The sequence below is a fragment of the Terriglobus sp. ADX1 genome (assembly GCF_036877645.1).
Lineage (GTDB): Bacteria > Acidobacteriota > Terriglobia > Terriglobales > Acidobacteriaceae > Terriglobus.
Genome location: NZ_JAEDXV010000013.1, coordinates 95585 through 121421 on the forward strand (window position 1 = coordinate 95585; position 25837 = coordinate 121421).

Below are 25837 nucleotides of genomic sequence, written 5' to 3' on the forward strand. Positions count from 1 at the left end.
ACGCCGCTCCAATTTACTTGTGCAGATGGCTGCTCGGTTCCGTAGGTAGTGTGAACAGGAACCGGGCGCCATGGCCCAGCTCGCTCTCAGCCCAGATATGTCCGCCATGTTGTGAAACGATGCTGCGGCAGATAGCCAGTCCCAACCCTGTGCCGCCCATCACGCGCGCATCTGAAGCATCCACCTGCTGAAAACGTCCGAAGATCAATTCCAGCTTGTCGCTGGGAATGCCGCGACCGTGGTCGCGCACTTCAATCGTGGCTTCGCCCGGAGCGCTGTAATGCGCTTCCATGTGGATCTCGCCGCCGTTGGGCGAAAACTTGATGGCATTCGAGATCAGGTTCGTCAGCGTCTGCAGAATGCGATCACTGTCTGCCCACACATGCACACCCGGTTCCCCGTAGGTGAAGTGGATGTTGTTTTTCGCAGCAGTACCACCCAGCAAATCGGTCGCGCGATGCATCAATACATACATGTCGACATTGCTGGAGTGCAGTTGAGCTTTGCCGGAACCAATCCGTTCCAGCTCCAGAATATCGTTCACCAGGTTAACTAATCGGTCCGTGTTCCCAATCGCAATGCCCAGCATCTGCTCCGCTTTTTCGGGGCGTGACTTCAGCGCGCCAGAAGCAATCAGGCCCAGCGATGCACGCATACTCGTCAACGGCGTACGCAGTTCATGCGACACAGTAGAGACGAACTCGTCCTTCATGCGATCCAGTGCACGCCGTTCCGTCGTGTCCGTGAACGCCACCACAATGCCTGTGGAACCGCTATTGTCGATCATGGGGCACGCAACATACTCCACCGGAAAACTGGTGCCGTCCTTGCGCCAGAAGACATCCGTACTCACACGTACCGTCTTCGAATCATGGATAGAGTTGAGGATGGGGCAATCGTTTTCTGCGTATGGCGATCCATCCGCATGCGTGTGATGCGTGAGCGCGTGCAGGCTCTTCCCCAGGATTTTGCTCTCAATCTCATCTGTGCGATATCCCAGCATCTGCGCCGCAGCAGGGTTGCACACAGTCGTAATGCCATTCAGATCCGTGCCGAAGATGCCGTCGCCGACAGAATCCAGGATGGAATTGGATTGCCGCGTAAGCGCAGAAAGCCGTTCCTCGGCATGCACCTTCTCTGTAATGTCTACGGCGAAACACAGCGCGTAGTGCTCACGAGTGGTGGCTTCAATCAGGCGGTTTCGATAAGCCAGCACCCGTACTTCTCCGTCACGATGACTGAACTCAAAGGTTCCTTGTGCCTCACCCGTTTCAGCCAGAATTTGCAGGTAGTCTTCAAATTCCTTCTGCTGTTGTATAGGCATGAAGGCAGTCAAAGGACGATTCGTCATCTCCTCAATCGCATAGCCCAGGTGCTCCGCGCCATAGGTGTTAATGGAAATCAGCGTGCCGTCCAGCGCATGCGTGAATACTGCACCCAGTGAACCTTCAATCAACGTACGGTAGCGCGCCTCGCTCTCACGCAACGTCAGTTCCGCTTCGCGCTGTAGCGTAACGTCGATGCCCGTCGCAATGAGAAACGCCACTTCACCCTGCGCATCTGGCAGCGCCGTCGCGGTCCATTGAATACGGCGAATGGAACCATCGCGCGTAAGCCAGCGATTCTCATACGCAAAAGGGAAATGCCCATCGCGCAACTGCTGGTATGTCGCAATGTTGGTTTCGCGATCTTCCGGTGGAACCAGCGTGTCCCACTCCGCACGCCCAACAACTTCGCTAAGAGAGAAACCAGAGATCGTTTCGCAGATGCGATTGAAACGCACAATGCGTCCGGCAGTATCCAGCACCACAACCAGCGCGCCCACCGTGTCCAGCACAGCAGATACGAAGTTGCGTTCCACCGTCAACGCCGACTCCACACGTTGGCGCGAACGCGCATCACGATCCGCCATGCGCGTCGTCAGGTTCAATTCCAGACGCGTCATCACCTGACGAGCCATCACACGGAGCGTGGCAGCTTCCATCTCGTTCAGCCGGCGCGGCTCTTCATCAAATACGCAGAGTGTTCCAACGACCTGGCCATCCGCAGTCCGCAGCGGAGCACCCGCATAGAAGCGATACGCTCCACTGCCCACAGGGATATAGCCGTTCGGATAATGCCCGTCGTTTGCGGCATCGGGAATCTGAAAAATGTCATCGCCCAGCACCGTTTCATCGCACGGTGCTTCCGGCCGAGGCATGGTGCGTGAAGGCAAACCCACACGCGACTTGAACCAAACGCGATCGCGCTCAACAAACGAAATGGCAGCGGCAGTTGTATCGCAGATCTGCGCGACAAGCTGGGTGATCTCGTCCAGCGCAGGTTCAGGCAGGCTGTTGATCTCCAGCCGTTCCAGTGACTGCAGCCGCCGATCCTCCGGTAGAACGGTGGGGCGGGGAATAGGGTCGCGTTGAAGTCGAGTCGTCTTCATGAAAAGGTGCTACGGCTTGGGCAGTCTGCAGCATTCTCCCGCATCAGCGGGCTCATTCGCGCTGGCATCCAACGCTACTTTCCATTGGCCGTTGACCTTCTTCCAGACGGTAATGTATCGGCCAGAGAGTATAACCTCCGCGCCGTTCTTATCCTTGCCGCGACCGTCATAGTGACCCCACGTAAATCCCATATCGCCACTTGGTCCCATCTGCGCGCCCAGTGGTTGCCACTTCAATTCGTAGTCGCTTGGGTTCCAGTTTGCTGATGCGGAGATATTCGCTTTGCCATACGTCGGTTGTTTGCCGTTATTCAGCGTCAGGGCATCGTCCGCAAACCAGCTTGAGAACACTTTGCCGCCGCCTTTCACGGTCTCATCGCTGAATTTCGAATCCAGCACCAGCAATTCAACAGTTCCCGGCGACAGCGTCGGCTGGGTCACAGGATTGTTCGTCTGCGCCTTCTTTGACAGAGGATCAAGCTGTGCCGCTGCCGTTAAAGGCAGTAGAAGGAGCAATGCAAATGCGGAAATCGTCTTCAGCATGGGAATCCTCAATGTTTCACTTTACCCGCAGCCGCCAGAAACAGGTAGAGTGTGGGGGATGCCCTCCGATAACAGCCTGAATACCTCCATGCGCTCCATCCGCACAGAAATTGCACTGTGGGTGCTTGCCGCATTGGCTCTTACCGTGGGCTTTGCACTCGTAGCGGCGAATGGCACGGCGCATACCGTTGGTCTGGTGCTACGCGTCGGCGGCGTTTTATTGCTGGCCGGATGGGCTGCTTTTATCCGTCCGCGACTCACACCCTGGATCGTTGTGGGCATGGTCGCCGGAGTGGAACTGGGGCTTGACGCTCCTTCCATCGCCATCGGATCGCACTTTCTTTCCAACATCTTCCTTCGGCTGGTAAAGACCATCGTTGCGCCGCTAATTCTTGCCACGCTCATTAGCGGCATCGCCGGTCACGGCGACCTGAAAAGCGTGGGCCGCATGGGATGGAAGAGCCTGCTCTACTTTGAAGTGCTCACCACCATCGCGCTTGTGGTGGGTCTTGCCGCAGCAAACATTTCGAAGGCCGGGGTAGGCCTCGCGTTGCCCGCCGAACTTGCAGGATCCGTTCCTTCTGCCGCACCCATGCACTGGCAGGAGTTTCTGGAACACGTCTTCCCGGAGAATCTCGCCAAGTCCATCGCAGAGGGACAGGTGCTACAGGTGGCGGTCTTCGCAGCCATCTTCGGCATGGCGCTGGCCATGACGCCGCGCGACAAGGCGGAACCAGTCCTTCGCCTCACCGAAGGCCTCAGCGAAACCATGTTTCGTTTCACCAATATCGTCATGTACACCGCGCCACTCGGTGTCATGTCGGCCATGGCGTACACCATTGCAAAGATGGGGCCGGGCGTACTGGTTCATCTCGGAAAACTGCTGCTGGTGTTTTACGGCGCGGCGCTATTCTTCATCCTCTTCGTACTTTTGCCGGTGGCACTGCTGGCCAAACTGCCGCTGCGACGCCTCCTGCAACATCTCTCCGGTCCCGCAGCCATAGCATTCGCCACGGCAACTAGCGAAGCCGCTCTCCCTCGCGCCATGGAAGAGATGGAGGCATTCGGCGTTCCGCGCCGCATTCTCTCCTTCGTCATCCCCGCGGGCTATTCGTTCAATCTCGACGGTTCCACGCTGTACCTCGCCATGGCGATGGTGTTCGTAGCGCAGGTGGCGAACGTTCCGCTCAGCTTCGGCACGCAGATCTTCATGATGGGCACGCTGATGCTCGCCTCCAAGGGCGTAGCCGGTGTGCCGCGTGCGGTATTGGTGGTTTTGCTGGCCACGGCAGGCACTCTACGCCTTCCCAGCGAGCCCATCCTCGTCCTGCTGGGCATCGACGCGCTCATGGATATGGGCCGTACCGCCATCAATGTGGTGGGAAATTGCCTTGCCTCGGCGGTGGTCGCCCGGTGGGAGGGAGCCCTCTTTGAGGAAATCCCGGCACCTGCCGTTATCGCTGCGATGCAGGAATAATTACAATCGGTAAAGGCGGAAATATTCGCTGCCAGCTGCCGAAACCCCATCCGGCGCGGCGGCGTCCTACCCGCAAGGAAACATGAGCGACCATCTCTCGACGATCAAATCTCCGGCCGACGTAAAGAAACTGACCATTCCGCAACTGACGGAACTGGCGCAGGAGATTCGTGAGCGTCTTATTCAAAGCGTAGCGCGCACCGGCGGCCACATTGGCCCTAACCTCGGCGTGGTGGAACTCACCATTGCCATGCACTACGTCTTTGACACGCCAAAGGATTCGTTTGTCTTTGACGTTAGCCACCAGGCGTATGTGCACAAACTGCTCACCGGCCGCGAGGATCGCTTCGATACCATCCGCCAGCCCGGCGGCTTGAATGGTTTCATGCTCCGCACAGAGAGCGATCACGACAGCTTCGGCGCAGGTCACGCAGGAACCGCACTCAGCGCCGCGCTGGGCATGGCCGTCGCACGCGATCTCAATGGTGGCAGTGAACACATCGTCGCCCTCGCAGGCGATGCGGCGTTCACCTGCGGCATCAGCTATGAAGCGCTGAACAATGTGGCTGCGCAGACCAAGCGCCTCATCATCGTATTGAACGATAACGAGTGGTCCATCGACAAGAACGTCGGCGCTATCGCAGGCTACTTCCACAAGATCGTCACGCACCCGCGCTTCACGTATCTGCACGACCGCGCATCGGAATTGATTGAACGTTTCGGTGGCAAGACGGCGAAGCATCTGCAGCGCAAGGCAGAGGAGAGCGTCAAGGGTCTGCTCGGTCCGTCCATGCTCTTTGAAGAGTTTGGCCTGGACTACTACGGCCCCATTGACGGCCACGATCTTCCGCTGCTCGTCGCCACCTTCCAGTTCCTCAAGGCGCAGAACAAGCCTGTGGTGCTGCATGCGCTTACGCAGAAGGGCCGCGGCTTCCAGCCCGCCATGGACAAGCAGAAGAAGTTCCACGGCCTTGGTCCGTACGATCCGGAAACAGGCGAAACAAGCGCCGCAGGTCAGAAGACCTACTCGGAAATCTTCGCGGAAACACTGGTTAAGCTTGCGAACAATGACCCGAAGGTTGTTGCGATCACTGCGGCCATGCCCAACGGCACTGCGCTCGATCTCTTCCGCCCGTATCATCCCGGTCGTTACTTCGATGTGGGCATCGCAGAGGAGCACGCGGTGATCTTCGCCGCAGGTATGGCCACCAAGGGATACAAGCCTTTCTGTGCCATCTACTCCACATTCCTGCAGCGTGCCTTCGATCCCATCGTGCACGACGTCGCCTTGCAGGAACTCCCGGTCGTCTTCTGCATGGATCGCGGCGGTCTCAGCGGCGACGATGGTCCAACGCATCATGGCCTCTTCGACATCAGCTATCTGCGTTGCATTCCAAACCTTGTGCACATGGTGCCTAAGGATGAAGACGAACTCGCTGACATGATGCAGACAGCGCTACTGCACAACGGCCCATCTGCTGTTCGCTACCCGCGCGGCACCGGACCGGGAACTGCTGTAAAAGCGCAGCCGGTGGCACTCGAAATTGGCAAGGCAGAAGTCATTGAAGAAGGTGCTGACGTTGCTATCTTTGGCCTTGGCGCACTGCTGCCCATGGCTAAGGATATGGCCGCACAGCTACGTCGCCTCGGCCTCAGCGTCGCCGTCATCAATCCGCGTTTTGTGAAGCCCATCGACCGTGAATGCGTTGAGCGCTACGGCCGCTCCTGTGGTCTGGTAGTCACGTTTGAAGATCACGTGCTCTCCGGCGGCTATGGTTCTGCTGTACTGGAGACGTTGAGCGCTGCAGAGATCAACACTCCCATGGTTCGTATCGGCTGGCCCGATCAGTTCATTGAACACGGCAAGGTCGATGCTTTGCGCGAGAAGTACGGTATTAGCGCCAAAGCCGCCTTAGAGCAGGCAGAGCCCTACGTCCAGGCACTACTGCAAACTCGTCTCGCAGCACATTAGTTCCATCTCGTAAAATCACATTGACGTCGTATTGCGACTTTTATCGCAAGAGCGTGTTATTACTCGACATCAGTTTGGTTTTATGACATTCGCCACCGGTGGTATTGCTGCACGATGATGATGGAACCGCACCAACAGGATGTTCAGTTAGCGAAACAAATTGCGGGTGCATGGGCTCGCCACATTGCAGAAATGCCCCCTGAGGTTCGCCCGCTGCTGCAGCAAATCCTCAACGAGCATCAGGACGATCTCCGCAGGCGTTATCTTGCTTACATCACGAACGACGAGGGCATCGCTGCCGTTGTCAGTACCGACGAAGCACGCAACAAATTGACTGACATCTTCATGCGCTGGGTTGGAGAACTACTGACTCTGGAGAACATCACAACAGATACCTACTGCGAACGTCAGTTTGAGGTAGGCGCCATGATGGAGCGCATAGGCCTGCCCGCATACGCTCTGTCGCGCGCCATGCGCAAACTCAAGCTATGGTTCCTGCATTACCTTTCGCTTCAAAATTTGCCTACGCAGCGCTTCGCAGACTGCATGCGAGCCGTCATCAACCTGGTGGATTACTCCGTGGAGATTCGCGAAGTCAGCTACCAGACCAGCGTTGCCACGCACGCTCGCATGGACGAGGCTTACCGTCTGCAGGCGCTTGGACAGAACCTGGCCACCGAGCGCGAACGCCAGCGCGCTTCGCTGATGGAATGGGGACACAACTTACTTACTGCTTTTCATCAGGGCGATACTTCCGGACGTCTCCCTCGCCTTTGGAAGTCAGATTTTGGCCTCTGGGTAAATCACAAGGCGGACCTTCTGTTTGAAGGTGCTTCTGAGATGGATCAGATCGTCGAAGCTATCAATCGTCTGGACTCCGACCTGATCCCGGGATTGGCGCAGTCCGCGGAAGCGGAACGAGCTGTCATCAGCGAATGGATGCGTCGCATTCAGGAAGAAATCTCCTGTATCAAGTTCTCTCTCAGCGGCATGTTTGATGCTCGACTTGAGGCAGAAAACGGGCGCGATCCGCTCACCCAGCTTCTCAATCGCCGTTTTCTTCCATCGCTTCTCGCACGCGAAATCGCACTGCAGAAGCGTGGGGTAGACCATGGATTCTGCCTTCTTATGCTGGATCTGGATCACTTCAAAAACGTCAACGATCAGTACGGGCATCAGTGTGGAGACACGGTTCTGCGTCAGGCAGCGGAGGTCATTGTCAACACTGCCCGCCCGTCTGACTTTGCCTTCCGTTACGGTGGTGAAGAGTTCGTCCTGGTTCTGGTTGATTGCACGCTCGCACGCGCAGAAGAAGTGGCGCAGCGCATCCGGCAACGGATTCAGGAAATGGTCATCGCGCTCCCCACGGGCAACCACATCCAGGTCACTGCCAGCCTCGGCATTGCACCTTTCTCTGACGATCTGGATTATGAACTGCTCTTGCAGCGCGTAGATCAGGCCTTGTACATGGCAAAACAGAAGGGCCGTAACCGCGTGGAAATCGCGCACACCTCAACCGTCTTTGTCGCTGCGGATAAATCCTCCGGCAGCTGGCTGCAGGTTTAAGCGTTCCCTCGACGTTTCGCCAGGGTCTCCACAAACTGCGGCACTAACTCCTCCATGCGCCGCTGGCGGTAGTCAAATATCCGTTGCATCTGCGCCTTAACAGCCACACTGTTTAGCAGATCGCCCAGCGGCCCCAGTGGCAGTTCATATTCCACGCGATCTTTCGCCAGCGTCCCTGTCACACCATCTCGAATCTCTTCCTTCACGCTGTGACGGTGCCGCCAGTGCGAAAACGGGCCGGCAGTCTGCCGGTCGTAGAAGTGGCTGTTCCATTCAAATTCTGTGATCACCGCGTGCCAGTTCATCCGAAAAGGAAGGCGCGGCAGCATCCGGAAGCTCAGGATCATGGTCGTGCCCACACCCGTTCCCAATCGGCCCGGTGAACCCGCCGGAGGGGCAGGCGGTGCAATCAGCCGCAACTCCTCAATGCGCGCCTGCTGCCACGCAGGCATCAGCGGCGGCAGATTCTGCGGATTTGCCAAAAACGCGAACACCATTGGAACCGGGAAGGGAAGCCACTGACTGCTTTCGTAAATGTGCATGAACTTTCTTTGCCTCTTCTATAAAGAAGTTTCCACCAAAACCAGGGCCGAAGATCGGTAATCGATCAAGGACCGATTGAGTCCGAAAAATAATGGACTCAGATAGTCCTACTTCATGTAATCTTTTTCATATCGGACTTGAGCGGTCGTAGATTCCGGCCCCGCGTTATTGGGTGTGGTTTCGTTTGTCCCGTTTCTGTCCGTAGCGCGTTGTTGAGGGACTTCGCACGATTTTTTATAGGGCGTCTCAGGCCGCCCGAGCCCCGGAGCGTTATCAGAAATGAAAAAGAACGAAGATTCTACTCGTCTGCGCGGAAAGCTGATGCTGACCGGCACTCTTGCCATGTTTGCCATGGGCACTTTGCAGTCGGAGGCTTCCACTCCCACGGACTGGGACAAGGATGACCGCAAACCAGTGAAGCCGTCCACGGAGGATGCTTCAGCTGAAGATCAGAAGGCGCGCGCCAGCCAGGAAGTTCATAAGTTCGATATCCCGGCCGGAACTCTGGCAGAGGTGATTGCTGCTCTGGAGAAGGCCACCGGTCTTACGATTGCGGTGCCGCAGAAATATGCCGCGTTGCCCTCGCCGGGTGTCCAGGGCGTACGCACGACCGAAGAAGCGCTCACCAACGTTCTGAAGGGAACAAACATTTCCGCCGACTTTATTTCGACGGATCACGTTCAGTTGAGCCTCCATGCGGCTGGTCAGGATGTTACCGTCACTGCTACTTCGGAGATGCCGTCGCTGAAGTACACGGCGCCTCTGCGCGATCTGCCGCAGACCATCACGGTCATCCCTGAAAATGTCATTGAGAACACAGCCTCCACCAGCCTGGTCGAAGCGCTGCGTACGGTTCCTGGCATTGCTTTTGGCGCGGGTGAGGGTGGTAACCCGACGGGCGATCGTCCGTTCATCCGCGGTGTCGATTCGCAGAGCAGCACGTTCGTGGATGGCATGCGTGACATCGGTGCTCAGTCGCGCGAAGTGTTTGATCTGGAGTCGATTGAAGTTGCCAAGGGGCCCAGCGGTGGTTATGCGGGACGTGCAGCTTCCGGCGGCAGCATCAACCTGAATAGTAAGATGGCTCGCCGCGAGACCTTCCTGAGCGGCTACTACAGTCCGGGCACGGCGAACTTTTTCCGCGGTGCATTTGATGCCAGCACGAAGTTCAACCGCTGGATGGCGGGTCGCCTCAATGGCATGTGGCAGAACAGCGATGTGGCTGGTCGCGACATCGTGAACAACAAGCGGTATGGCTTTGCGCCGTCGCTGCTGTTCAACATCACGCCCCGTGGTCGTGTGTTCCTGAACTACTACGAACTCGATTCGCACGATATTCCTGATCCGGGTATCCCGTACAACAACCCGACGGACTACTACAACACCACGACGAACATTGGTCGTCCGGATGGCCGTGCGCGTGTGTACCAGGTGGGTGATGGTCAGCCGCTGATCGTGAACCGCAAAAACTTCTACGGCTTCCGTGGCCGCGACTTCCGCAACGAAAAAGTGAAGACCGTGTTTGGCCGTGCAGAGTACAACCTGGGCGAGAACACGATTCTGCGCAACAGCTATCGCTGGGGCAAGTCGGGACAGGACTACGTCAGCTCGCAGGCGGATGACAGCCAGGGCAACATCTACTACGGCTTGCTGTATCGGCGTGCGCTGAACCGTGTCACAAATGTGGATACGGCGATCGATCAGACCGATCTCTCGGGTCGTGTGAAGACGGGTGGCATTCAGCACACGTATGCCGCTGGTGGCGAGTTCTCGCGTGAGCGTAGCTGGAACACTTCATATACGGTCGGCAGCTTGAGCGGATCGTCCATTACCCCCGCAATTCCTAGCTACTTCCTGCTGAACCCAAATACCAACACGCGTATGGCGTACAGCGCCAGCCGTTGTCCTGTGGGGCCGGGGGCTGCCAGCGGTTATTACTGCGAAGACTTCCTGAACCCGACAGTTGATGATCGGTTCGTGGGTGTGCAGACGGTGATTCCAACGCAGGTGGGCACAACACAGAACTTCACGCAGACGAACTACACAAACGCAATTGTGAAGAACAACGCTCCGACTCGCCAGATCAGCACATCGAAGTCAGCCTATGGTTTCGACACGATCCGCTTCCTGGAGCAGTTGCAGGCAACGGTTGGTGTTCGCTACGACCATTACGATTCGACCTATCGCAACGTGCTCACGTGCGTACCCACCGCTACGGTGCCGTGCACCTTCGCAACGACGGCTAACCTGGTGAACTATCAGGCGGGCGTAACGTACAAGCCTGTGAAGCCGGGAACGATCTATGGTTCGGTCAGCAGTTCGTCCACGCCGCCGGGTAACGCGTTGTCGCAGGGCCAGGATGGTTCGGCGATCACCAGTATCGTGAACCAGGCGCTGCCGCCGGAGAAAACGCGCTCTGTGGAAGCTGGTGCAAAGTGGGAAGTCTTCAGCACCAAGGCTCTCGCTACCATTGCCTTCTTCCAGTCGAACACTGAGAACGTGCGCATCACTCTGGCAGATAGCTCGATTGCCGCAGCCGGTACACGCAGGAACCGTGGCATCGACATCAGCATGACGGGATACACCAGCGCCAAATGGCAGATCTTTGGCGGCTATACCTTCATGAAAGCCATCCTCACCAACGCAGGTGGTGCGGGCACGGCAGCAGGTCTGCAGGATGGCCGTCGCTTCCCCAACACGCCGGAGCACAGCTTCAGCATTACCAGCTACTACCAGGTAACTCACAAGCTGAATCTGGGCGGCGGTGTGTACGGTTCGGGCAAGGTATACGGCGCAGATAATCCTGCAACCATCTACTCCACCAAGTGGGTTCCCGGCTACGCTCGCGTGGATATCTACGGCTCGTACCGCTTCAATCCGCACATTGAACTGCAGGGCAACATTCAAAACCTGAACAACAAGACGTACTTCCTGCAGGCATACACCACGCACTATGCTGCGCTGGCTCCTGCCCGCCAGGGTCGCCTTACCTTGAACGTGCGTTGGTAAATGATGCAGGAACAACCCACACAAGCCGATCTGGACCTGGTACGCGCCGCAGCAGAACGCGGCGTGCCCCAGGCCCAGGTCATGTATGGGCAACTGCTGCTGGATGGCAGGCTTGTCCAGCGCAATGCAACATCTGCACTGCACTGGTTTGAACGCGCTGCCAAAGGCGGCGACGTGATGGCCATGAACATGGTGGGCCGTTGTCTCGATCAGGGATGGGGCGTGGCGCCCAGTGCTGCGCTTGCTGCTCCCTGGTTTCGCAAAGCTGCGGAGAAGGGACTCGACTGGGGCATGTATAACCTGGCCACGCTGCTCACGCTGGGTAGTGGCGTGCCAGAAGACAAGGTGGAAGCGCTCCACTGGTTGCGCAAAGCCGCCGCGTTAAATCACGTGAAGTCCATCAACATCCTGGGTGGTTTTTACGAAGATGGCTGGGTCGTCAAGAAGGACATGGCCATCGCTCGCGAGCATTATCTGCGCGCTGCGGAAGGTGGTGATTTCCGTGGCCAGTTCAATCATGCGCGCATGCTCATCACCGATGGCGACATTCCCGGTGCCATTCAGTGGTTCAGCAAAGTTCCTGAAACCGCGACACCCGCTTTCATCACAAAGATGAAGCACTTTCTTTTGCAATGGCCTGTGCCTGCACTGCACGCATTCGCCAATACACTCCCGGAGCCGCAGAACGCCTAGGTGCGCGTTTTGTTACTCCGCTGAATTGAGGTTCATGCTGTGCTGATACAGGTTCCCGAAGTTCTCACCGCCGAACATGTCAAACGTTTCCGCGACATGCTCGACGCTACCGATTGGGTCGATGGCAAAGTCACCGCCGGACACCAATCCGCGCAGGTAAAAGACAACATGCAGTTGTCGGAAACAAATCCTGTTGGCATTGAGATCGGCAAGGAAATCCTGACAGCGCTAAACCGCAATCCTGTGTTCGTCTCCGCAGCATTGCCTAAGAAGATCTTCCCGCCGCTCTTTAATCGTTACGCAGGCGGCCAGTCCTTTGGCAATCACGTAGACAATTCCGTCCGCCGCATCAACAGCACCGGCGAATACGTTCGCACCGATCTTTCCATGACGCTCTTCTTAAGCGAGCCCAATGAGTACGACGGCGGCGAGCTTGTCATTGAAGACACCTACGGTAGCAAGAGCGTGAAGCTGCCCGCAGGCGATGCAATTCTCTATCCCTCTACCAGCCTGCATCACGTCCGTCCGGTCACGCGTGGCGCCCGTGTCTGCTCTTTCTTCTGGATGCAGAGCATGGTGCGTAGCGACGACCAGCGTTCGCTGCTGCTGCAGTTGGACGTATCCATTCAAAAGCTCAACCGCGACGTACCCAATCACGAGTCCGTAGTAGAGCTGACAGGCGTGTATCACAACCTGTTACGTCAGTGGGTTGAGCTGTAGCCGCACCACGTTTGTTCGCGCCGATTGGCCTCTGCGTGAACAAAGAGCGAGGAGCCGGAACGCCGCCCTCACGGCGCCGGCTCCTCGCTGTTTCTGACAAACAAAACTTAGTCATAGGGTGCCCCAGGTTCGCGAAGTTAACCTGGGCATCGCGCTTCGGCGCGATCTTACGCACGAAGTGCGTCATCCTGAGTGAAGCCGAACGAACGCATTCCGCTCAACTCACTTCCACTCACAAAGGAAATCCAGGATGATCAGTTCGGTAGCAATACCCCATCCACAATGTGAATCAAGCCGTTCTTCTGTGGCACGTCCGCAGTCAGAATTACGGCAGAATCACCTTTCTCATCCGTCAGCGTAATCACATCACCGGCAGTCTTCACGGTGATGGCTTCACCTTCCATGCTCGTCAGCGTGGCGGTGCCGTGTCCTTTGTGCACCATCTTCTTCAGCTTTGCAGACGTGATTTTCCCCGGCACCACAAGATAGGTCATCACCTTCGTTAGATCGGCGCTGTTCTCCGGCTTCCGCAAGCCATCCGCCGTGCCTGCAGGCAGTTTCTTAAAGGCATCATCTGTCGGCGCAAATACCGTGTAAGGGCCTTTGTCGTTTAGCTTGTCTTGCAATCCAGCGCTTTTCAGATCCGCTGCAAACATGGTCAGAACGGGTGACGCCGCAGCGTTCTCTGCAATCGAACTTTTCGACAGCATCTGAACGCCACCCACCTCCGTACTCTTCTGCGTGGCTGCATGCACGCTGCAACTCATGCAGACCAGTGCCACGGCCATTCCTGTGAATGTCTTCATCCCCATCTCCGCTTTATTTCAGATGTCTTTCATCATCTTTGTGTCATCTGTTTTTAACGCGAAACTTCGTTCCCATGCGTATACCCATGCAAATGCATTCTCTTCGAGACATTGACAATGCTCGGCGCGAACTTTCAACTATGGGAGTGGACGTGAATTTACAGCGGGCGACGGTGCAGCAGGACAACCACAAAGCACCGCATTCCTCCCATCATTTGGAGGCGCGCGACTCTGGCCTGTATATCATCGGCCTGTTCAAACTCGCCAAGGCGATTTTCTTTCTCGGCGTCAGCCTCGGCGCGCTGCACTTCATTCACCACGACCTGGGCGATACCGTCGACAGGATCTTCCGCGAACTGCACTTCGATCCGGAAAGCCGTGTCGTCGATTTCATTACGGATAAGGTCGCGCTCGTCACACACCACAAGCTGCGCCTCATCAGCCTCGGCAGTGTCCTCTACGCCATGCTGTGCTGCACTGAGGCCTACGGCCTGCTGCGCCGCCGTGTCTGGGCTGAATTCGTCACGCTCTGGCTGTCAGTCTCGTTCCTGCCCTGGGAGAGCTTCGAAATCTATCGTGCTCCCACACTCTGGCATTTCTCCATTCTGTTCGTGAACCTCGCGGTCGTGGCATACCTGGTCTGGATGCTGCAGCGTAAGAAGCGCCGCAAGGGAAGCGCCTAGAAAGTCGAGTGAGCCGGAAAGCCTCCCACTAGCTCCCACTGGAGAGGCAAAACAGCTCGTTTTCACACCCGGGACGCTCCGAAAGCATTCCTAAAACGCTCGGTTCTGTGCGCGAACCACTCCAAAAGCACACAAAACTGGGCGTTACTATGCCGATGAGCATCTCCACAAGTAGCTTCCAGCGTACGGAACCACCGAAATTACTACTACTGATTGTGGTGTTTTTGAAAACCTATCTACAGGTTTGATTTTCCACAAACACGCCAGCAAAGAGGAAAAATCCTTCAATTTCTCTCTTGTGTTTCGCCTCGCTAAGAGAGACGATGTGGGCTGTGGTGGGAAAAAGTGGATGAAAGTGTTCCATCTCTCCTCACCTGAAGCGATTCTAGGCTTCCTGTGGACCGAAAAACAGCCTTTGGAACCACAGGCGGTACGACGAAGGGTGAAACGAACCGATGTTCCGGGGAAATCACACAGCACGCGTGGACGAGAAGGGGCGGCTCAAGCTGCCTGCCGAGTTCAAGCGCCGTGTGGACGAGGCCTACGGACCGCAGTTCTACATCACCAGTAAAGATGGCAAGCGCGCGGAAATTTACCCCATCCGCGAGTGGGAAAAGGTCGAGGCAAAGCTGGAGCAGATTCCCAGCCTGAACCCCGCCCGCAAGAAGTTTCTGGACGTAACGAACTATTACGGCCAGATGGCAGAGCTGGATGCCGCAGGGCGCCTCCTCTTGCCGCAGATTTTGCGTGAAAGCGCGAAGGTGACCGCGGAAGTAGTGGTCCTCGGAGCGCAGACATACCTCGAAGTTGTGAACCATGACGACTTCAAGGCCAAGCTCGACGCCGAGCCATTGAGCGAGGCAGATTTGACGACCCTGGCGGACCTGGGTCTGTAGAAGTTTTCGCCCTGAGTGGGCGCGCATGGAGGCGGAGAAATGAGCGATCCGCAACATGTGCCGGTTCTTTTCGAAGAGGTTTTAGACCTTCTCAATGTGCGCCGCGGTGGAACGTACGCGGATGCCACGCTGGGTCTGGCGGGACATTCCAGCGCGATTGCGCGCAGGCTGGGACCGCAGGGAACGCTGATCGCATTTGATCGCGACCCGCAGGCCATGGAGATTGCAAAGGCCAATCTTGAAGCGCTGCGTGAGGAACTTGGGGCGGAGATGCCGCAACTGCGGTTGATCCCGCGAGCATTCTCGTCGGCAGCAGAAGAGATTGAGCGTGCATCGCTCGATGGCTTGCTCGCAGACTTCGGCGTCAGCAGCCTTCAGCTTGATCAGGCGCACAGAGGATTCAGTTTTCGGCAGGACGCACCGTTGGATATGCGTATGGATACGCGCAGCGGTGAAACTGCCGGGCAAGTGGTAAATCAGGCGGACGAAGAAGAACTCGCCAATCTGATTTACGAATTCGGAGAGGAAAGGAGGTCGCGGAGAATCGCCAGAGCCATTGTGAGGGCGCGGCCGATACTTACTACGGCGGAATTAGCCAAAGTAATATCTGCCGCTGCCCCAGCAATGAAATCCGACAAGATTCATCCTGCGACAAGAACCTTTCAAGCTATCCGGATTCGCGTGAATGACGAACTCGGAGAGATCCGGTCGCTGCTCGAAAGCGCGCCATCTCTTCTTAAGTTCGGTGGAAGACTCGCGGTCATCAGCTTTCATTCGCTGGAAGATCGCATTGCAAAAGATGCGCTGCGTGAAGGTGCGCAGCAAGGTATTTGGAACATCATCACCCGTAAGCCAGTGGTTGCGAGTGAAGAAGAAGAGCGACGCAATCCTAGGTCGCGCAGTGCGAAGTTACGAGTTGCTGAACGTATCAAACCAGAACGTTCAGAAGTTACAAGGAAGATACCTCCGCAAGGTGGAAGTAGTCGGGGATATCGTCCTAGCAGATAAGTCGGTTGAGGAAATTGTGGATAAACCTGTGGACAATGTGAATAACTCCGCAGGAAATCCACTTAGAAGTAAGTAGCACCCTTTCACCCCTGTCGTTAGAGCAGATTTCGCTCAGGGGACAAGGACGAAAGAGTGCGCGGCACAACATCGATTCGGTAAGTGCAAGCTACCGAATCAGCTCTGGTAATAAGACGTCCTCCATAGCGGAAGGAAGCGGTCTTCGTCCAGAGATAAGTAAGTGGGAATCAAGCTGGATTCCTTCCCTGACTTAAGGGAATCCGGAGATGGAGAGGGCAGCGATGGAAGGAACGATGACAGCACCGGGTATGGTTGTAGGCCGCGCACAGCGCGAACGCGCCGAGTCGTTTCGCGATCACAATCGCACGGTCTTCGAACAGCAGCGTCGCGCGCGCCGCGGCCCCACGCCAGAAATCTTCTTCACCAAGCATCTGGATAACAGCCGCATCGTGAAGGCGGACGACCCTGAGCGCCGTAAGGAAATGCGCTCATTCACCGTCGCCATGAGCATTCTGTTTCTTCTGGTCATGACGTATGTGTGGCAGCACTTCTCGTCCATTGAAGTGGGTTACAACATCGAAGCGAAGAAGCTGCAGGTGGAAAAGCTTCGTGAAGAGAATCGCCAGCTTCACCTCACGGAAGCACAGCTTTCGGATCCGGATCGCATTGACCGCATTGCGCGCCAGCTTGGCCTGGATACGCCGCAGCCCGGTCAGGTGGTTCGCCCGGATGGTTCCTTCTCGAGTTCTGCGCCGGTACTTGCAGAAGCGCAGGTATCTCCCGCGATTCTCCAGTAACTAAGAAAGCCGCACGTATTCGGGGCTTTCGCTGACATAGTTGAGGGGGAGAAGTTATTACAACTTTCTCTCCCTGAACCACCAAGGCCGGAAGCAACGATGAATTCCTCCTCACGCCAGCCACTGACCGCTCCCATCCGTCGCATCCGGTTCGTCTGGATGGCGATTTTTTTCATGGCGTGGACAGGTGTCATCGGATTGCGTCTGGTGTGGCTGCAGGTCATTCGTCATCACGACTGGACAGAGCGCGCAGCAAAACAACAGCAACGCACCTTTGAAGTAGCTCCGCGTCGCGGTGTTTTATATGACCGCAACCTGCGCGAACTTGCCGTCACTGTTCTTGCGGAGTCGGTATACGCCGTACCAAGTGAATTAGGCGACAACCGAGCTAACGTAGCAGAGCTTGTTTCCGGCATCGTTCACACAGATCCAACGGATACCTTCACGTCGCGGGGAGCTATCCTTGCGCGCCTCAATGCTTCGCGTAACTTCGCATGGATTGCGCGGAAGCTAACGCCGGAGCAGATACAGCGCATCCGCGAACTGAATCTGAAAGGTGTTTACACCCAGAAAGAATTCAAGCGCTTCTATCCCAACACCGATCTTGCCGCACAAACACTGGGTTACGTAGGCATTGACGATATCGGTCTTGGTGGCATGGAGCGCGAGTTTGAAGATGATCTGCACGGCACACCGGGACACGTATTAACGGCCGTCGACGCGAAGCGCCACGCACTGACCAGCGATGAACGCGAGCCTCTGCCCGGCCAGAACCTTGTTCTCTCCATCGACACCAACATCCAGTACATTGCGGAACGCGCACTGGATGCGCAGATGGAAAAGATGAAGGCTGCGCACGGCACGGTCGTGGTGCAGGACCCGCACACGGGCCAGATTCTTGCTCTTGCTATTTCGCCACGTTACAACCCGAATGATCTGAAGCATCAGGACCCCGCGATTCTGAAGAACCTCGCCGTCAGCGACGTCTATGAACCGGGCTCAACCTTCAAGCTTGTAACTTACGCAGCCGCCTTGGATGGAGCGGGCGTACAGCCAACTGACATCGTCGATTGCCAGGGCGGCGCGATGACCATGTTCGGACGTACGCTGCACGACGATAAGTCGGATCACTTCGGCCGTGTCACGGTTCAGTTTGCCTTGGAGCACTCCAGTGACGTTGGCGCTGCAAAGATGGCGCTGAAGCTGGGTAATCAAAAGTTTTATGACTACATTCGTGGCTTCGGTTTTGGTGATCGCAGCGGTGTAGAGCTTCCCAGCGAAACGCGCGGACTGCTGCGTGCACCGCGTAAGTGGGAAGCCACCAGCATCCTCTCCATCGCCATCGGCCATGAAGTTGCTGTGACTCCCATTCAGCTTGTGACGATGGTATCTTCCATCGCCAACGGCGGAACCTATCTTCCGCCGCACATCCTGCTGAATGAAACGGAACACTCCAAGGGTGACGGCCAGCTTCAACCCGCTGCATATCATCCTTCCACGCAGCTCCCGGAAAAACTTCCGGACGGCGCGCACCGTGTCATCACCGAACTTACCGCAGCCAAGATGCGGATGATGATGCATGGAACGATTACAGAGGGTACAGGCTCTGAGGCTGCACTGAACGGATACAGCGCCGGCGGTAAGACAGGAACCGCGCAGAAGATTGATCCTGTAACGCACACCTACTCGCATTCCAGAACGGTCGCCAGCTTCGCTGGTTTTGCGCCGGTGAACAACCCAGCCATCTCGGTCGCAGTGGTCATCGACGATCCGCAGGTGGGCACACGTTACGGTGGCACCACCAGTGCACCTGTATTTGCAGAAGTTGCGCAACAGGTGTTGGAGTACCTCGGCGTTCCGCACGATCAGCCGCTAAAGCCTGCAAAGAAAGACCCATCAGCGCCAAAGATGGAGCTCGCCTCGACGGACACGCCGAATGAAGATCCAGCCGATTTGAATGCGCTGTACGAAGAACTGAACACGCTGCCGGCCGATGATCCTCTGAAGCAGAAGAACGATGCAGCCGTCGCCACGGCAACAGCGAAAGCAGCCCCCATACAAACTTCCGTTCCAGAGAAGAAGGGCGTCTTCGCTGCGCTGCCAGACAAGATCATGAAGGCATTCCGCGATCACGGCGGTTCCTCTCTCATGACAGATGAGGCGGAGACCAAGCCTCTTCCCAAAGCCGTTCCACAGCCACAAAGCACATCGCGTCCAGATGGAGCAGTCGTTGTAGACGCCAGTGCAAAGGTGGCAGTGCCTGTATTGGATGGTGGTTTGCGCACCGTCATTCAAAAAGCATCGGCCGCAGGTCTGCGTGTGCAACCTGTAGGCAGCGGACTGGCGCGTGAACAGGTTCCTGCTGCAGGAACCATGGTGCCGATCGGAACCGAAGTCGTCGTGCGGTTCACACGATGAGCAACGCGCACTGGGCCATCATTCTTCTTGGCGGTTGCGGCATCGGTGTTCTCGTCGGCATGCTTGGCACCAGCGGCGCCATCACCATTCCGGTACTCGTTTACATCTTCGGACTTACACAGGTCCGTGCGCAGGGAACATCGCTGTTTATCGCAGCGTTGCCCATCTGGATTGCTCCGCTGCTGCCCTACGCGCGAGCCGGGAATGTTGACTGGCGCTTCGGCCTGCTCATCGCCGCAGGTATCGGTATTGGCGGATACTTCGGCGGCCAGATCGCGCAAACCATGTCCACGCTCGCACTGCGCCGTTGCTTTGCGGTTGCACTTGGCGCGGTCGCTATTCGTATGTTCTTTCAGCGATAAAATCAGCCCAGCATGCAATGGTCTGAAGTCATCCACGGACTCTCCACGCTCGCGCTCGGCGACACGGAACACGCAGACATACTCGCCGTCACGTATGACTCGCGGGAAGTCCGCTCCGGCACGCTCTTTCTCGCTATGCGCGGCGAATCCACAGATGGTAATCGCTATGTGCGCGCCGCGCTGGACGCAGGCGCATCTGCCATCGTCGCAGATTCTCGTGAGAGCTTCGCATTTGCCGATGCACGCCATGTACCCGCGGCATTGATTGAACATGGTCGCCAGGCGTTAGCCATTGTTAGTGCCAACTTCTATCAACATCCAGAACGTGCGCTGAAGCTCACCGGCATCACCGGCACGAACGGCAAAACCACGACAGCATTCCTCGTAGAAGGTCTATTACGCAGTGTCGGCAGAAAGTCCGCATTGATCGGCACCATCGAAACGCACATTGTGGATGAAGTGCGTCCCAGCCCACACACTACGCCGGAGAGCCGCGACGTCCTCGCCATCTTTGCCGACGCCGTAGCAGCGGGAGCAACCGAAGCCGTCATGGAGATGAGCTCGCACGCACTGGCGCAGGAGCGCGTCTTTGACATCCCTGTCGACGTGGCAATCTTCACGAACCTCACGCAAGACCATCTTGACTTCCACGGCACCATGGATGCGTATGCCCAGGCAAAGGCGAGGCTCTTTCAAGGAGTCGGTGCACCCACACCACGCATTGCCGTCATCAATGCAGATGATCCGTATGCAACAACAATGAGGCAAGCCGCGTCACACTGCGAAACCGTATGGACGTACGGCATTGACGCAGCCGCGGATTTTCATGCAACAGGTGTTGTCCTGCGTGCAGGCGAAACGAGCTTCGCGTTGTCAACACCTTTTGGTAATGCGGAAGTCGTTTCGCAACTCACAGGCCGCGTCAATGTGTACAACCTCGTCGCTGCCATTGCAGCAGCCGTTGGCCGCGGCATCGCATTCGAAGATGCGATTGCATCCGCCGCCACACTGAAACCCGTACCTGGACGATTTGAAACCGTAACCAACACGCTAGGCTTCAGTGTCGTAGTCGACTACGCACACACGGACGACGCGCTGCGCAATCTCATCACACTCGCACGCGAACTCGCAGGTAACGCACGCGTCATCACACTTTTCGGTTGCGGTGGCGATCGCGATAAGACGAAGCGCCCAAAGATGGGCCGCGCTGCAGGTGAGGGAAGTGATGTCGTCATCATCACCAGCGACAATCCGCGCAGCGAAGACCCTGCTGTCATCGCGCAGGAAGCTCTCGTTGGAGTCGAAGCAAGCGGCAACAAAAACGTTCGCATCGTGCTTGACCGCGCAGAAGCCATTGCACTCGCAGTCAACGAAGCACAGCCAGGTGACATCGTATTGATCGCAGGCAAAGGCCACGAAAAAACACAAACAGCAAAGGGAGTATCACTGCCTTTTGATGACGTAGCCGTGGCCGCATCTGCATTGCGCAAAAGGGAAGCACAAGCATGACATTGACATTGGGCCAGGTGGCCGACTGGATTCACGCCGAAGGCGACTTCGATCTACAAACACAGGTCTACGGATACTCCATTGATTCACGCACCGTTGGCGCGGGTGAACTCTTCTTCGCGGTGCAGGGCGAACGCTTTGACGGCCATGACTTCGTCGCCTCCGCATTGAAAAACGGCGCAGCCGCAGCAGTCGTCAGCACACATTGGGTCGTCCCATCTGAAGTCGACAGCACAAAGCTGTTGCGCGTCCCTGAGAGTGAAGACTGCGTGTTGAAAGCGCTGCAAGGACTCGCACATGCAGTGCGTCGCCATTGGGGAAAACGTGTCATTGGCATCACCGGTTCCGCAGGTAAGACCACTACGAAGGAGTGCGTAGCCGCTGTACTCTCTGCAAAGTTCCGCGTGCTCAAATCCGCTGGCAACCTGAACAATGGTTTCGGTGTACCGCTACAACTGCTGAAGCTTGAGCCGGAACATGAAGTTGCCGTGATTGAAATGGGCATGAACCACGCGGGCGAAATCGCCGCCCTCGCGAAGATCGCAGAGCCAAATTGGGCTGTCGTTAGCAATGTCGCACCCGTACATCTTGAGCATTTTGCAGACGGCATCGCAGGCATCGCCAATGCCAAGTACGAATTAGTGCAGTCGCTGCCGCAAGACGGCATCGCATTTCTCAATGCAGACGACCCATACGTTTCCACCTTTGGCCGTGACCGCACCAGCTATGCGCGCCACTTCGGCTTGCATGTCGCATCCGCAAACGTACGTGCCATCAACGTGCGAAGCGAAGGCGCTGACGGCATGAGTTTCACCGTGCAGATCGCTAAAGAGTCCCAACCCGCACACATAGCATTACTTGGAGAACACAACGTCTACAACGCTCTCGCAGGCATTTCGGTTGGCCTCGAAAGCGGTATGCAGCTAAGCGAATGCATCGCTGCTCTGCAGCAACTGCATCCCGCCGACAAGCGCGGCGAACAGATACTCTTCCGCGGCGCGCGCATCATCAACGACTCTTACAACAGCAACCCACGCGCACTGAACGCCATGGTGGATGCGCTGATGGCCGTCGAGGCCACACGCCACATCGTCATCGCAGGAGAAATGTTGGAGTTAGGCCCAGATGCCGCAACCCTGCACGCACAATGCGGCGAATACATGAAAGCGCGTGGTGTTAACGCGGTCATCGGTGTCCGTGGCCACGCAGCGGAACTCGTTCGTGGTGCAGGTGATATTGCGCTTTTTGTTGACACACCGGAAAAAGCAGGCGCGTGGATGCTGGAAAATCTTCGCGAAAGCGATGCCGTTCTGCTGAAGGCATCCCGCGGCGTTCAACTGGAACGCGCACTTACGCCTCTCGGCATTCAGGCCACCGGGCATTAATTTTTGTAAACTGCTGCGGAACACGAACGTGTTTCCGCAGGCCATCCACGCGTAAGCTGGAGGCGTACTTTTCGCGCACACCCATCGGAGGGGAACGTTGCTTTACTGGCTGCTTTATCAGAAGATGTACCCCATTTTCCGGGTCTTCCGCATCTTCCGCTACCTCACCTTCCGCTGTGTCTTTGCCAGCCTCACCGCGCTCGCTATCGGCATGCTCATTGGCCCGTTTGTGATTCGGCGACTGCGCGAATTTCAGATCGGCCAGTACATCCGTGACGAAGGCCCGGAGAGCCACAAGAAAAAGACCGGCACACCCACCATGGGCGGCGTGCTCATCTGCATCTCCATCCTGGTGCCCACGCTGCTCTGGAGCGACCTCTCCAATCCGTTAGTGTGGATCACTATTCTTTCCACCACAGCCTTCGGTGCCATCGGCTTTGCCGATGACTACATCAAGGTTGTCCACAAGCGGAACCTCGGCCTCACCAGCCTTCAGAAGCTCTTTTTCCAGTTCCTCGCCAGCTTCTGTGTTGCGGCATCGCTCGTCTGGCTCGAATCACGCGGCCTGTACTCCACGCGTCTCGTTGTACCGTTCATTAAGCAGTTTCGTCCTGACCTGATCATCGGAACCTTCCAGCACATTCACGGACTCTACTGGCTCAGCTTCCTGCCGTTCGTTGTGTTCGTCATGCTGGTCATCAGCTTCAGTTCCAACGCGGTAAATCTCACCGACGGCCTCGACGGCCTCGCCATCGGTTGCACCATCATCGCCGCCGCCGCACTCACCGTATTGACGTACGTCAGCGGCCACATGGTCTTCAGCGACTATCTTGAACTGCAACGCATGCCGCTCGCCGGTGAGTTGACCATCTTCTGTGGCGCCATGGTTGGCGCTTCCATCGGCTTCCTTTGGTATAACGCGCATCCGGCAGAAGTCTTCATGGGCGACGTCGGTTCGCTCGCACTCGGCGGGGCAATCTCCACAGTCGCTGTACTCATCAAGCAGGAGCTGCTTCTGCCGTTCATCGGTGGTGTCTTTATCCTTGAAGCAGTCAGCGTCATGCTGCAGGTAGGTAGTTACAAGCTGCGCGGCGGCAAACGAATCTTCAAAATGGCCCCACTGCATCACCACTTCGAACTCAGCGGATGGAGCGAAAGCAAAGTCATCACACGCTTTTGGATCATGGCGCTTATCTTCGCGCTGTTCGCACTGACAACACTCAAGCTGAGGTAAGCTTTGACGCGTAGGGAGGTCATAGTCATATGGCGTTCTTCGATCTCAAACTGACGCCACCGCGCCCAACCTTCGCCATGGACATGTCTGATGAAGAGCGCGCAGTCATGATGGCTCACCGCGTTTACATGGATCGCTACTTTGCAGAAGGTAAAGTGCTCATCTTCGGTCCTGTACTCGATCCTGAAGGGGCCTTCGGCATGGGCGTGATGGAGTGCGAATCGGTGGAGGAAGTGCAGACCATCATGGCGGACGATCCAAGCGTGAAAGGTGGACTGAACCGCCTGGAAGTTCATTCCATGCGTATTGGTGGCGCACAAGCTTCGCGAACGCAATAATTAGAAACGGGCATGATGGATCCGATCGATTTCAAAGGCAAACGCGTACTCGTCGTCGGGCTCGGCAAAAGCGGAGTCTCCGCGGCCTTGTACCTGCGCAAACTCGGCGCACGCGTCACTGTCAGCGATAGCCGCCCAAGCGAAGCCCTCGCCAAAGAAATCCCCGCACTCCTCAATGCAGGCGTAATGGTTGAATCCGGCGGCCACGGTGTTCTGACATTCCGTCGCCAGGACCTCATCGTCCTCTCGCCCGGCGTGCCTCTTTCTACTCCGGAAGTGCAGCAGTCCCAGCGCTTCGGCGTCCCCATCATCGGTGAAGTCGAACTCGCCTCCCTCGCACTCCAAGGCAAGATCATCGCCATCACGGGCTCCAACGGCAAGACCACCACGACCTCGCTCGTCGGCCACATCCTGTTGCACGCCGGTTATGAAACAAAGATCGGCGGCAACATCGGCGTGCCCGTTGTTGAGATGGTGGAAGGCTCAACCGAAAAGACATGGAGCGTCCTCGAAGTCTCTAGCTTCCAGCTTGAAACCATTGAGACCTTCCGTCCGCATATCGCTGCCGTGTTGAACATCACGCCGGACCATCTCGACCGCCACGGATCGTTTGAGAATTATGCAGCCGCAAAAGCGCGCATTACCGAAAATCAAACGCCGGACGACTTCCTCGTTCTCAACGCGGAAGACAAACCCACGCAAATGGTAGCCGCAAAGACGAAGGCGCAGATCTTCTGGTTCAGTGTGATTCGCCGCGTAAAACAAGGTGCATTCGCTCATAACGATGGCATTTACTTCATCGCGAAGGAAGGCGGCACACCGGAACCCATCATGCCGCTTGCAGAGATACCACTGCGCGGCGCGCACAACGTGGAGAACGTACTCGCCGCCATCGCCATGGCAAAGCTTGCAGGCATTGCAACGGACGAGATCCGCGAAGCCGTTGCGTCCTTCACCGCCGTTGATCATCGCTTGCAATTCGTCGCGAAGAAGCGCGGCGTGGAGTATTACAACGACTCAAAAGCCACCAACGTAGACGCCACCATCAAGGCGCTCGAGTCGTTCCCCTCAGGCATCCGCCTCATCCTCGGCGGCAAGGATAAAGAGTCGGACTACACGCAACTGATCACTCTGCTCAAGGAACGCACCGTGGCTGTGTACACGATCGGCGCAGCAGCAGACATCATCGCAAAGCAGATTGGCGATCAGGTAAAACTCACGCCTGCCGGAACGCTGGCTGAGGCAGTTCGTCTCGCCTCAGAAGTGGCCCATCCGGGAGAAACCATTCTCCTCGCCCCAGCATGCGCCAGCTTCGATCAGTTCACCAGTTACGAACATCGCGGCCGCGTCTTCGTAGAGTTAGTCCAAAACTTACCCAACTAACACGCCACCGCCGAACCAAGTTAGATACTCTGCCTCATCGGCGTTG

Annotated in this window: 21 protein-coding genes; 17 read left to right on the forward strand and 4 right to left on the reverse strand. The window is 56.8% G+C overall.

What is annotated here, in order from left to right:
* Positions 1–13: 13 nt before the first annotated feature.
* Positions 14–2431, reverse strand: a complete 2418-nt coding sequence (locus JAO32_RS10660; protein WP_334240123.1) for a PAS domain S-box protein — start codon at positions 2429–2431, stop codon at positions 14–16.
* Positions 2432–2440: 9 nt separating this feature from the next.
* Entirely contained in the window at positions 2441–2974 is a 534-nt protein-coding gene (locus JAO32_RS10665) for a YybH family protein (protein ID WP_334240125.1), read from the reverse strand.
* Between the two features lie 58 nt (positions 2975–3032).
* Between JAO32_RS10665 and JAO32_RS10670 the strand changes: the two genes are divergently transcribed.
* The 3 genes from JAO32_RS10670 (at position 3033) to JAO32_RS10680 (ending at position 7989) form a co-directional block, all read left to right on the forward strand.
* Positions 3033–4451, forward strand: a complete 1419-nt coding sequence (locus JAO32_RS10670; protein ID WP_334240127.1) for a dicarboxylate/amino acid:cation symporter — start codon at positions 3033–3035, stop codon at positions 4449–4451.
* 82 nt (positions 4452–4533) lie between these two features.
* Complete coding sequence (dxs, locus tag JAO32_RS10675) at positions 4534–6423, forward strand: 1-deoxy-D-xylulose-5-phosphate synthase (RefSeq protein WP_334240130.1); 1890 nt, start codon at positions 4534–4536, stop codon at positions 6421–6423.
* Between the two features lie 114 nt (positions 6424–6537).
* On the forward strand, positions 6538–7989 hold the full coding sequence (locus JAO32_RS10680) for a GGDEF domain-containing protein (RefSeq protein ID WP_334240132.1): 1452 nt from the start codon (positions 6538–6540) through the stop codon (positions 7987–7989).
* Here JAO32_RS10680 and JAO32_RS10685 read toward each other — a convergent pair.
* Positions 7986–8531 carry an SRPBCC family protein gene (locus JAO32_RS10685; RefSeq protein ID WP_334240134.1) on the reverse strand — a complete coding sequence of 182 codons (546 nt, stop codon included), beginning with the start codon at positions 8529–8531 and terminating at the stop codon, positions 7986–7988. The two genes, JAO32_RS10680 and JAO32_RS10685, sit on opposite strands and share 4 nt — an antisense overlap.
* Before the next feature lie 280 nt (positions 8532–8811).
* Here JAO32_RS10685 and JAO32_RS10690 point away from each other — a divergent pair, with 280 nt between their 5' ends.
* Genes JAO32_RS10690 through JAO32_RS10700 form a run of 3 tightly spaced genes read left to right on the forward strand, consistent with a single transcriptional unit; the run spans position 8812 to position 12954 of the window.
* Positions 8812–11541 carry a TonB-dependent receptor gene (locus JAO32_RS10690; RefSeq protein WP_334240136.1) on the forward strand — a complete coding sequence of 910 codons (2730 nt, stop codon included), beginning with the start codon at positions 8812–8814 and terminating at the stop codon, positions 11539–11541.
* Positions 11542–12234, forward strand: coding sequence for a tetratricopeptide repeat protein (locus JAO32_RS10695; protein ID WP_334240138.1), 693 nt, complete (start codon positions 11542–11544; stop codon positions 12232–12234).
* Between the two features lie 39 nt (positions 12235–12273).
* Positions 12274–12954, forward strand: coding sequence for a Fe2+-dependent dioxygenase (locus JAO32_RS10700; protein ID WP_334240139.1), 681 nt, complete (start codon positions 12274–12276; stop codon positions 12952–12954).
* A gap of 254 nt (positions 12955–13208) precedes the next feature.
* On the opposite strand, the gene JAO32_RS10705 is transcribed toward JAO32_RS10700, so the two are convergent.
* Positions 13209–13760, reverse strand: coding sequence for a fasciclin domain-containing protein (locus tag JAO32_RS10705; RefSeq protein ID WP_334240142.1), 552 nt, complete (start codon positions 13758–13760; stop codon positions 13209–13211).
* Positions 13761–13900: 140 nt separating this feature from the next.
* Between JAO32_RS10705 and JAO32_RS10710 the strand changes: the two genes are divergently transcribed.
* The 11 genes from JAO32_RS10710 (at position 13901) to murD (ending at position 25791) form a co-directional block, all read left to right on the forward strand.
* Positions 13901–14443: a DUF2127 domain-containing protein gene (locus JAO32_RS10710; protein ID WP_334240143.1), complete on the forward strand. Its 543-nt coding sequence runs from the start codon at positions 13901–13903 to the stop codon at positions 14441–14443.
* A gap of 455 nt (positions 14444–14898) precedes the next feature.
* Positions 14899–15339, forward strand: a complete 441-nt coding sequence (locus tag JAO32_RS10715; protein WP_334240145.1) for a division/cell wall cluster transcriptional repressor MraZ — start codon at positions 14899–14901, stop codon at positions 15337–15339.
* A gap of 39 nt (positions 15340–15378) precedes the next feature.
* On the forward strand, positions 15379–16347 hold the full coding sequence (gene rsmH, locus JAO32_RS10720) for a 16S rRNA (cytosine(1402)-N(4))-methyltransferase RsmH (RefSeq protein WP_334240148.1): 969 nt from the start codon (positions 15379–15381) through the stop codon (positions 16345–16347).
* Positions 16348–16646: 299 nt separating this feature from the next.
* Positions 16647–17162: a septum formation initiator family protein gene (locus JAO32_RS10725; protein WP_334240151.1), complete on the forward strand. Its 516-nt coding sequence runs from the start codon at positions 16647–16649 to the stop codon at positions 17160–17162.
* Between the two features lie 99 nt (positions 17163–17261).
* Complete coding sequence (locus tag JAO32_RS10730; RefSeq protein ID WP_334240153.1) at positions 17262–19580, forward strand: penicillin-binding transpeptidase domain-containing protein; 2319 nt, start codon at positions 17262–17264, stop codon at positions 19578–19580.
* A complete protein-coding gene (locus JAO32_RS10735; RefSeq protein ID WP_334240155.1) occupies positions 19577–19942 on the forward strand; it encodes a sulfite exporter TauE/SafE family protein in 366 nt (121 codons plus the stop codon). Before JAO32_RS10730 ends, JAO32_RS10735 begins: the two co-directional genes overlap by 4 nt.
* 12 nt (positions 19943–19954) lie before the next feature.
* Positions 19955–21451: a UDP-N-acetylmuramoyl-L-alanyl-D-glutamate--2,6-diaminopimelate ligase gene (locus JAO32_RS10740; RefSeq protein ID WP_334240158.1), complete on the forward strand. Its 1497-nt coding sequence runs from the start codon at positions 19955–19957 to the stop codon at positions 21449–21451.
* Positions 21448–22836: a UDP-N-acetylmuramoyl-tripeptide--D-alanyl-D-alanine ligase gene (locus tag JAO32_RS10745; protein ID WP_334240159.1), complete on the forward strand. Its 1389-nt coding sequence runs from the start codon at positions 21448–21450 to the stop codon at positions 22834–22836. Before JAO32_RS10740 ends, JAO32_RS10745 begins: the two co-directional genes overlap by 4 nt.
* Before the next feature lie 97 nt (positions 22837–22933).
* Positions 22934–24070, forward strand: coding sequence for a phospho-N-acetylmuramoyl-pentapeptide-transferase (mraY, locus tag JAO32_RS10750; RefSeq protein WP_334240161.1), 1137 nt, complete (start codon positions 22934–22936; stop codon positions 24068–24070).
* Between the two features lie 29 nt (positions 24071–24099).
* Entirely contained in the window at positions 24100–24408 is a 309-nt protein-coding gene (locus JAO32_RS10755; RefSeq protein ID WP_334240163.1) for a YciI family protein, read from the forward strand.
* Positions 24409–24432: 24 nt separating this feature from the next.
* Positions 24433–25791 carry a UDP-N-acetylmuramoyl-L-alanine--D-glutamate ligase gene (murD, locus tag JAO32_RS10760; RefSeq protein ID WP_334240179.1) on the forward strand — a complete coding sequence of 453 codons (1359 nt, stop codon included), beginning with the start codon at positions 24433–24435 and terminating at the stop codon, positions 25789–25791.
* Positions 25792–25837 lie beyond the last annotated feature (46 nt).